Raw genomic sequence first — 7192 nt, 5'->3', positions numbered from 1 at the left:
CCACCGAGACCACGCCATGCCACCTACCCCCACCCGCCGCACCTTCGTCAAGGGCCTGGGCGCCGCCACCGCCCTGGCCGGCCTCGGCCTGTGGCGCCCGCTGGCCCAGGCCGCCGAGGGCCGCCTGCCGCTGCACGACCTGAGCGGCCAGCAGTTCGAGCTGTTCATCGGCCAGACCCCGGTCAACATCACCGGCAAGCCACGCACCGCGCTGACCATCAATGGCAGCCTGCCCGGCCCGCAATTGCGCTGGCGCGAAGGCGACACCGTGACCCTGCGGGTGCGCAACCGCCTGGACCAGGACACCTCGATCCATTGGCACGGCATCATCCTGCCGGCCAACATGGACGGCGTGCCGGGCCTGAGCTTCGCCGGCATCGAACCGGGCGGCGACTACCTGTACCAGTTCACCCTGAAGCAGAGTGGCACCTACTGGTACCACAGCCATTCCGGGCTGCAGGAGCAGGCCGGGGTGTACGGCGCCATCGTCATCGAGCCGCGCGAACCCGAGCCGCATCAGTACCAGCGCGACCATGTGCTGCTGCTCAGCGACTGGTCGGACCAGGCGCCGCAAGCGCTGATGGCGACGCTGAAGAAGCAGTCGGACGCCTTCAACTACAACAAGCGCACGGTCGGCGATTTCATCGACGATGTGGCAGACCAGGGTTTCGCCAACGCGGCAGACAATCGCTGGGCCTGGGCCAAGATGCGCATGAGCCCGACCGACCTGGCCGACATCAGCGCTACCAGCTACACCTACCTGCTCAACGGCCAGCCGCCGGACGGCAACTTCACCTGCCTGTTCCAGCCCGGCGAAACCGTGCGCCTGCGCCTGATCAACGCCTCGGCGATGACCTACTTCGACTTCCGCATCCCTGGTTTGCAACTGACGGTGATTGCCGCCGACGGCCTGCCGATCACCCCAGTGACGGTTGACGAGCTGCGCATCGCCGTGGCCGAGACCTATGACGTGCTGGTGACCGTAGGCGACTTGCCGGCCTACACCCTGTATGCCCAGAGCATGGACCGCACCGGCTACGCCCGCGGCACCCTGGCCCGCGCCGCCGGGCTGCAGGCACCGGTGCCCGCGCCCGATCCGCGCCCGGTATTGACCATGGATGACATGGGCCATGGCGGGATGGGTGGGATGGATCATTCAAATATGGCCGGCATGGACCACGGCAGCATGGCAGGCATGGACCATTCAGCCATGTCGGGCATGTCGGGCATGCAGCAGCACCCTGCCAGCGAAACCGACAACCCGCTGGTGGACATGCAGACCATGGCCCCGCGGCCCAATCTTTCCGACCCGGGCCTGGGCCTGCGCGACAACGGCCGCCGGGTGCTGACCTACGCCGACCTGCGCAGCCCCTACCCCGACCCGGACGGCCGCGAACCGTCACGGGATATCGAGCTGCACCTGACCGGGCACATGGAGCGCTTCGCCTGGTCGTTCGACGGCATCAAGTTCAGCGACGCCGAACCCTTGCGCCTGAAGTACGGCGAGCGGGTGCGCATCACCCTGGTCAACGACACCATGATGACCCACCCCATCCACCTGCACGGCATGTGGAGCGACCTTGAGGATGAACAGGGGCGCTTCCTGGTGCGCAAGCACACCCTCGACATGCCGCCGGGCAGCCGCCGCAGTTACCGCGTCACAGCCGATGCCCTGGGCCGCTGGGCCTACCACTGCCACCTGCTCTACCACATGGAGACCGGCATGTTCCGCGAGGTACGCGTCGATGAATGAGATGACCAACCGCCGCATTGCCACCGGCGTCGCCCTGTTCGCCCTGCTGGCCAGCGAGCGGGCGCTGGCCGCCGGGATGGAACACATGAACCATGGCGCCATGCCCATGGACCACGGGCAGATGAACCACGCTGCCATGCCCATGGACCACGGCAAGATGGACCATGGCCAGATGAATCACGGCGCGCCCGCCAGCACCCAACCCCGCACCCCGTTGCCCGTGATCACCGACGCCGACCGCCGCGCCGCCTTCCCGCCGCTGCCCGGCCACCAGGTACACGACCGCGCCATCAACTGGGCAGTGATCGTCGACCAACTGGAGTACCAGAACTTCGAGAGCAGCAGCGCGCTGAACTGGAACGCCACGGCCTGGGTGGGCGGCGACATCGACCGCCTGTGGCTGCGCACCGAGGGCGAGCGTGAACAGGGCAAGACCCACAAAGCCGAGCTGCAGGCCCTTTGGGGGCATGCCATCAGCCCCTGGTGGGAGCTGGTCGGCGGCGTGCGCCAGGACTTCAAGCCCGCCAGCGGCCAGAGCTGGGCGGCCTTCGGCATCCAGGGCACGCCGCTTTACGGCCTGGAACTGGAAGCCACCGCCTACGCCGGCGAGCGACAGCAGACCGCGCTGCGCCTGGAGGCCGGTTACGCTATGCTGCTGACCAATCGCTGGGTCCTCGAACCGACCGTCGAAGCCAACTTCTTCGGGCGCAACGACGCTGGCCGCGAACAGGGCTCGGGCCTGGCCGAAAGCGAAGTGGGCCTGCGCCTGCGCTACGAAATCAGCCGCGGCTTTGCGCCCTACGTCGGGGTCAGCTTCAACCGCCTGCACGGCAACCGTGCCGATCAGGCCCGGGAAGATGGCGAAGACATTGGCCAGACCAGACTAGTGGCCGGGGTTCGATTACGCTTTTGAGGCTGAACTCCGGCCCTGTGGGAGCAACTGCTTTATGTTGTCAATGCTGGCCTCATCGCTGGCAAGCCAGCTCCCACAGGTACGATGCTTGCCTCGAGGTTAGCGCGCTCCCACAGGGCCAGTAGTGCGCACCGATCAACACGATGTATTTGTTTCACAGGAGTTTCACCATGCTGCGCAAACACCTGCTCACCCTCGGCCTGCTGGCCGTCACCGGCCTGGCCCAGGCTGGCGAAACCATCGATGTGTACCGCGATCCCAACTGCGGCTGCTGCAAGGAATGGATCAAGCACCTGAGCGATAACGGCTTCACCGTCAATGACCACGTCGAACCGAACATGAGCGCGGTCAAGCAGCGCCTGGGCGTGGCGCCGCGCTTGGCGTCGTGCCATACCGGCGTGATCAACGGCAAGTTCGTCGAAGGCCATGTGCCGGCCGAACAGGTGCGCCTGCTGGCCAAGCGCGACGACCTCAAGGGCCTCGCCGTCCCCGGCATGCCCATGGGCTCGCCGGGCATGGAAATGGGTGACCACAAGGATGCCTACCAGGTCATCGGGGTCACCCGCGACGGCCAGGACACCGTGGTCGCCAACTACTGATGCTCAGCCTCTGGGCGCTGTTCTTCAGCGCCTTCGGCGCCGCCACGCTGCTGCCGCTGCAATCGGAAGCCGTGCTGGTCGGCCTGTTGCTGCGCGAGCCCGAGGCCTGGGCCATCCTGCTGCTGATCGCCACCCTGGGCAATGTGCTGGGCTCTGTCGTCAACTGGCTGCTGGGCCGGGCCATCGAGCACCTGCGCGACAAGCGCTGGTTCCCGTTCAGCGCCAGCCAGCTCGAGCGCGCACAGCAGCGCTACCAGCGCTGGGGGCAGTGGTCGCTGCTGCTGAGCTGGATGCCGGTGATCGGCGACCCGCTCACGCTGATCGCCGGGATCATGCGTGAACCCTTCTGGCGTTTCCTGCTGCTGGTCACCCTGGCCAAGGGCGGGCGCTACATCGTAGTGGCGATGATTACCCTGGGCTGGTTTCACAGCGCATAACACCGTTCACTGACCGGCATCCAGAACAGAGCGGCTCCCGTTCACTTGGGCCAGACCAGCTCTTCGCTCCAACCCAACTCGGCGAAATCATCCGCCCGCAAGCCGGCCTCCTCCTCGCAGAAGAACTCATCCAGTTGCGGTGGCTTCACTGTCGTATCGCTGAGCATGGCGTGCACCTGCCCGCGGTGATGGATCTGGTGCTCGAACAGGTGCGCCAACACCCGCAGACGCTGCTCACGCTGCACCCGCTCAGGGCGCACGAGGCTCACATAGCGCGCCAACTGGTCATCGCTCAACTGCCGGCAATAGCTGATCAGCCGCTGGTCGGCCTGGGCCTGCTGCGCCTGCAGGTCGCTGCAGGTGACGAAGGGTTGCTCGGGCTGGAAGAAGCGCTCGCCATCCGGGTCGGGCGCCTCGCCGCGCTGCTCGCACTCCAGCGCATCGAGGTAGAACCAGTCCACCGTCAGCAAGTGATTGAGGGTGGCCTTGATCGAAGGGAAGAAACTGCACCGCGGGGCGACGAACTCATCGTGGCTCAGTTGCAGGCAGGCCTTGTACAAACGGTGGTTGGCCCAGCCATTGTTGTAGGCCTGGGTCAGCAAGTGTTGCGACAGTGGCTGCATGGTCGGCTCCTTCAGGCGAAGCGTTGCAGTTGCATCTCCCGCAGCCGGCTCAGGGTCCGTTGGTACGGGAACGCCAGATACCCTTGAGTGTAGAGCGCATCCAGGGGAACCTCAGCTTCCAGGTACAGCGCCACCCGCCGGTCATAGCATTCGTCGACCAAGGCGATGAAGCGGCGCACGCTGTCATCCTTGGGCGCCAGCGTCGGCAGCACACGATCACCGGCCTCGACGCGCGCGGCGCCATCTTCGGTGCCGCGGGCAATGCGCCCTACCTGCTGTACGCCACCGAGGGCCGGGATGCCACTGACCAGGATCGCCGGGAAGCGGTCGCACAGGGCCATGAAATCCATCGCCGCCAGGGGCTGCTCGCACAGGTCGCTGAAATGGCACCAGAGCGCGTGCTGGCTATGACGCAGCGTACGGATCTGCCGGGAGCCAACCTGCAACGGCTGATCGCTGCCAAGCGCCTCTGGGCTCAACTGGCGAAACACGGATTCGAGAGCGCTTGGCTGCCCGGGTTCGACAACCCAGTAACGCTGCCGCTCGGCGCCCGGATGCAGGCGGTGGTCCTGCTCGCCGGCTACCGCCAATACCTGCATATGCCGTTCGATGGCGGCGATGGCCGGGAGGAAGCGCTCGCGGTTGAAACCATCGCGGTAGAGCTGCGCAGGCGGCTGGTTGGAGGTGGCGACGATGATCACACCGTGGTCGAACAGCACCTGGAACAGGCGGCCGAGAATGATCGCATCGCCAATATCGCTGACGAACAGTTCGTCGAAGCACAGCACCCGGATTTCTTCGGCCAGGCCGCTGGCCAGGGCCCTGAGTGGGTCGGCCGTGCCATTGAGCTGGAACAGCCGCTGGTGGACCCAGGCCATGAAATGGTGGAAGTGCTGGCGCCTGGCCGGAACCTCGAGGCACCGGTGGAACAGGTCCATCAGCCAGGTCTTGCCACGGCCGACCGGGCCCCAGAGGTAGAGGCCCTGGGTGGGTTGGTGCTGGTGCAAGGCGTCGAAACAGCCCTGCAGGGCGGCGACAGCGGCGGCCTGGGCCGGGTCGGGGACGAAGCCACGGTCGTCGAGGGCCTGGTGGTAGAGGGAGTCGGGGGTCATGCCGGGCATGTTACGACAGTTTCGGCCCTATCGCTGGCAAGCCAGCTCCCACCGGGTTCGCGCTGAGCTCATGGCATAGGCAATCCTGTGGGAGCTGGCTTGCCAGCGATAGGGCCAGCTCAGTCAACCAGGTCCGTCAACCTTGCTCCAACCCCACCTTCAACAAGGCACCATCCTTGTCATCGGTCAGCACATACAGGTAGCCATCCGGCCCCACCCGCACATCGCGGATGCGTGCCTTCAGCTCCCCCAGCAAGCGTTCTTCATGCACCACCTTGTCCCCCTTGAGCTGCAAGCGGATCAGCTCCTGGGTGGCCAACGCGCCGATGAACAGGTTGTGGTCCCAGGCTTTGAACCTCGGGCTGTCGTAGAAGGCCATGCCGCTGATGCCGGGCGACTTCTCCCACACATGGTGCGGGTCGACCATGCCATCGACATGCTTGCCCTTGGCCTCGGGGATCGGCAACAACGAGTAGTTGATGCCGTGGGTGGCGAGCGGCCAGCCGTAGTTCTTGCCGGGCTCCGGGATGTTGATCTCGTCGCCGCCGCGCGGGCCGTGCTCGTGGGTCCACAGCTTGCCGGTCCAGAGGTTGAGTGCGGCGCCTTGCTGGTTGCGGTGGCCCAACGACCAGATTTCCGGGCGCGCCTTGTCGCGGCCGACGAAGGGGTTGTCCTTGGGCACTTTGCCGTCGGGGAGGATGCGCACGATCTTGCCTTGCAGCTTGTCCAGGTCCTGCGCGGTGGGGCGCTGGTTGTTCTCGCCCAGGGCAACGAACAGATAGCCGTCGCGATCGAACACCAGGCGCGAGCCGAAGTGGTTGCCTACGGACAGCTTGGGCTGCTGGCGGAAGATCACCGTGAAGTTCTCCAGCCGGGCCCTGTCCGGCGACAGCTGGCCACGGCCCACCGCCGTGCCGGCCTTGCCGTCGGCGCCTTCTTCGGCGAACGACAGGTAAATCGTATGGTCCTTGGCGAAGTCAGGTGACAACGCCACATCGAGCAGCCCGCCCTGCCCTTCGGCCCAGACCTTGGGCACACCGGACAGCGGCGGGCCTACCTTGCCTTCGGCATTGACGATGCGCAGGTTGCCGGGGCGCTCGGTCACCAGCATGTCCGTGCCACCTGGCAGGAAGGCCAGGGCCCAGGGGTTACGCAGGCCGTCGGCAACGGTGCTGACGGTCAGCTGGCCTTGTTCACTGGGAAACTGTTGCTCCGCGGCGGCGTGAGCCAGCAGGGGAAACAGGCTGGCGGCGGCCAGGGTGGTCAACCAGGTGCGTGGCGTCATGCTCGTATCCTTCGAGGGGGCTCAGGGCACGCGTAGCGAATCGCGCGCTGGCCGGGTGGGTTCCAGGTTGGGCGCACGCTGCTCGCGGCGCAGGTTGTCGCCGTTACCGATGCCACGGTTGTCGAGGGTCGGCGGGCGCGGGTTGGGCTGGGTGGATGGGCCGCGCACCGGAGGGGTGGCGGGCACGCTGCCCTGGCGGCTATTGGGGTTGCCGCGCTGGATCGGGCTGTTGTAGGGGTTGTTACTGTCGCTGGCGGCCAATTGCATGGGCGCAACGGCAGCGGCCTGCAGCGGCAGGCTCAGCAGCAGGCCAATGGCCAGGGCTCGCAGTGTGGGATTCATGCTTCACCTCCGTACGAAAAGGCGCGCTCCAGGGTTGGATAGCCTAAGACGCGCAGGGTTCGACACAAAAGCGAGAATGCGGATTGAGATGATTCGTGATGTTTCAGTATGGATCTTCCAGTGCAGCG

8 protein-coding genes are annotated in these 7192 nt (G+C 66.0%); 4 read left to right on the top strand and 4 right to left on the bottom strand.

Going from position 1 to position 7192, the window contains the following annotated elements; translation table 11 throughout:
- The first annotated feature begins 16 nt into the window (after positions 1–16).
- The 4 genes from ACQ4N9_RS26155 to ACQ4N9_RS26140 all read left to right on the top strand — a co-directional run bounded on the left by ACQ4N9_RS26155 (position 17) and on the right by ACQ4N9_RS26140 (position 3702).
- On the top strand, positions 17–1753 hold the full coding sequence (locus tag ACQ4N9_RS26155; protein WP_390969113.1) for a copper resistance system multicopper oxidase: 1737 nt from the start codon (positions 17–19) through the stop codon (positions 1751–1753).
- Positions 1746–2666, top strand: coding sequence for a copper resistance protein B (locus ACQ4N9_RS26150; protein ID WP_390969115.1), 921 nt, complete (start codon positions 1746–1748; stop codon positions 2664–2666). The genes ACQ4N9_RS26155 and ACQ4N9_RS26150 overlap by 8 nt, the downstream gene beginning before the upstream one ends.
- 170 nt (positions 2667–2836) lie before the next feature.
- Positions 2837–3265 (top strand): DUF411 domain-containing protein, encoded by a 429-nt coding sequence (locus ACQ4N9_RS26145; protein WP_125464796.1) that lies wholly within the window; start codon positions 2837–2839, stop codon positions 3263–3265.
- Positions 3265–3702 carry a YqaA family protein gene (locus ACQ4N9_RS26140; RefSeq protein WP_390969117.1) on the top strand — a complete coding sequence of 146 codons (438 nt, stop codon included), beginning with the start codon at positions 3265–3267 and terminating at the stop codon, positions 3700–3702. Before ACQ4N9_RS26145 ends, ACQ4N9_RS26140 begins: the two co-directional genes overlap by 1 nt.
- A gap of 41 nt (positions 3703–3743) precedes the next feature.
- Here the strand turns inward: ACQ4N9_RS26140 and ACQ4N9_RS26135 are convergent, their stop codons facing one another.
- The 4 genes from ACQ4N9_RS26135 to ACQ4N9_RS26120 all read right to left on the bottom strand — a co-directional run bounded on the left by ACQ4N9_RS26135 (position 3744) and on the right by ACQ4N9_RS26120 (position 7064).
- Positions 3744–4325, bottom strand: a complete 582-nt coding sequence (locus ACQ4N9_RS26135; protein ID WP_390969119.1) for a DinB family protein — start codon at positions 4323–4325, stop codon at positions 3744–3746.
- Between the two features lie 11 nt (positions 4326–4336).
- The gene (gene zapE, locus ACQ4N9_RS26130) at positions 4337–5437 is read right to left on the bottom strand and encodes a cell division protein ZapE (protein ID WP_390969121.1); all 1101 of its coding nucleotides are present in this window, start codon (positions 5435–5437) and stop codon (positions 4337–4339) included.
- A gap of 136 nt (positions 5438–5573) precedes the next feature.
- On the bottom strand, positions 5574–6722 hold the full coding sequence (locus ACQ4N9_RS26125; protein ID WP_390969123.1) for a PQQ-dependent sugar dehydrogenase: 1149 nt from the start codon (positions 6720–6722) through the stop codon (positions 5574–5576).
- A 21-nt stretch (positions 6723–6743) separates the two neighbouring features.
- Positions 6744–7064 carry a hypothetical protein gene (locus tag ACQ4N9_RS26120; RefSeq protein WP_390969125.1) on the bottom strand — a complete coding sequence of 107 codons (321 nt, stop codon included), beginning with the start codon at positions 7062–7064 and terminating at the stop codon, positions 6744–6746.
- Positions 7065–7192: the final 128 nt, after the last annotated feature.

Origin of the sequence: Pseudomonas sp. ES1, from assembly GCF_050586605.1 — a bacterium.
Classification (GTDB): Bacteria; Pseudomonadota; Gammaproteobacteria; order Pseudomonadales; family Pseudomonadaceae; genus Aquipseudomonas; species Aquipseudomonas sichuanensis.
The sequence above is the reverse complement of the archived record's forward strand: the minus strand, read 5'-3'. Positions and strand labels throughout refer to the sequence as shown.

Coding starts and splice junctions, on each gene's coding strand:
- zapE (WP_390969121.1), bottom strand. CDS start 5,437: ATGACCCCCGACTCCCTCTACCACCAGGCCCTCGACGACCGTGGCTTC.
- ACQ4N9_RS26135 (WP_390969119.1), bottom strand. CDS start 4,325: ATGCAGCCACTGTCGCAACACTTGCTGACCCAGGCCTACAACAATGGC.
- ACQ4N9_RS26155 (WP_390969113.1), top strand. CDS start 17: ATGCCACCTACCCCCACCCGCCGCACCTTCGTCAAGGGCCTGGGCGCC.
- ACQ4N9_RS26145 (WP_125464796.1), top strand. CDS start 2,837: ATGCTGCGCAAACACCTGCTCACCCTCGGCCTGCTGGCCGTCACCGGC.
- ACQ4N9_RS26150 (WP_390969115.1), top strand. CDS start 1,746: ATGAATGAGATGACCAACCGCCGCATTGCCACCGGCGTCGCCCTGTTC.
- ACQ4N9_RS26120 (WP_390969125.1), bottom strand. CDS start 7,064: ATGAATCCCACACTGCGAGCCCTGGCCATTGGCCTGCTGCTGAGCCTG.
- ACQ4N9_RS26125 (WP_390969123.1), bottom strand. CDS start 6,722: ATGACGCCACGCACCTGGTTGACCACCCTGGCCGCCGCCAGCCTGTTT.
- ACQ4N9_RS26140 (WP_390969117.1), top strand. CDS start 3,265: ATGCTCAGCCTCTGGGCGCTGTTCTTCAGCGCCTTCGGCGCCGCCACG.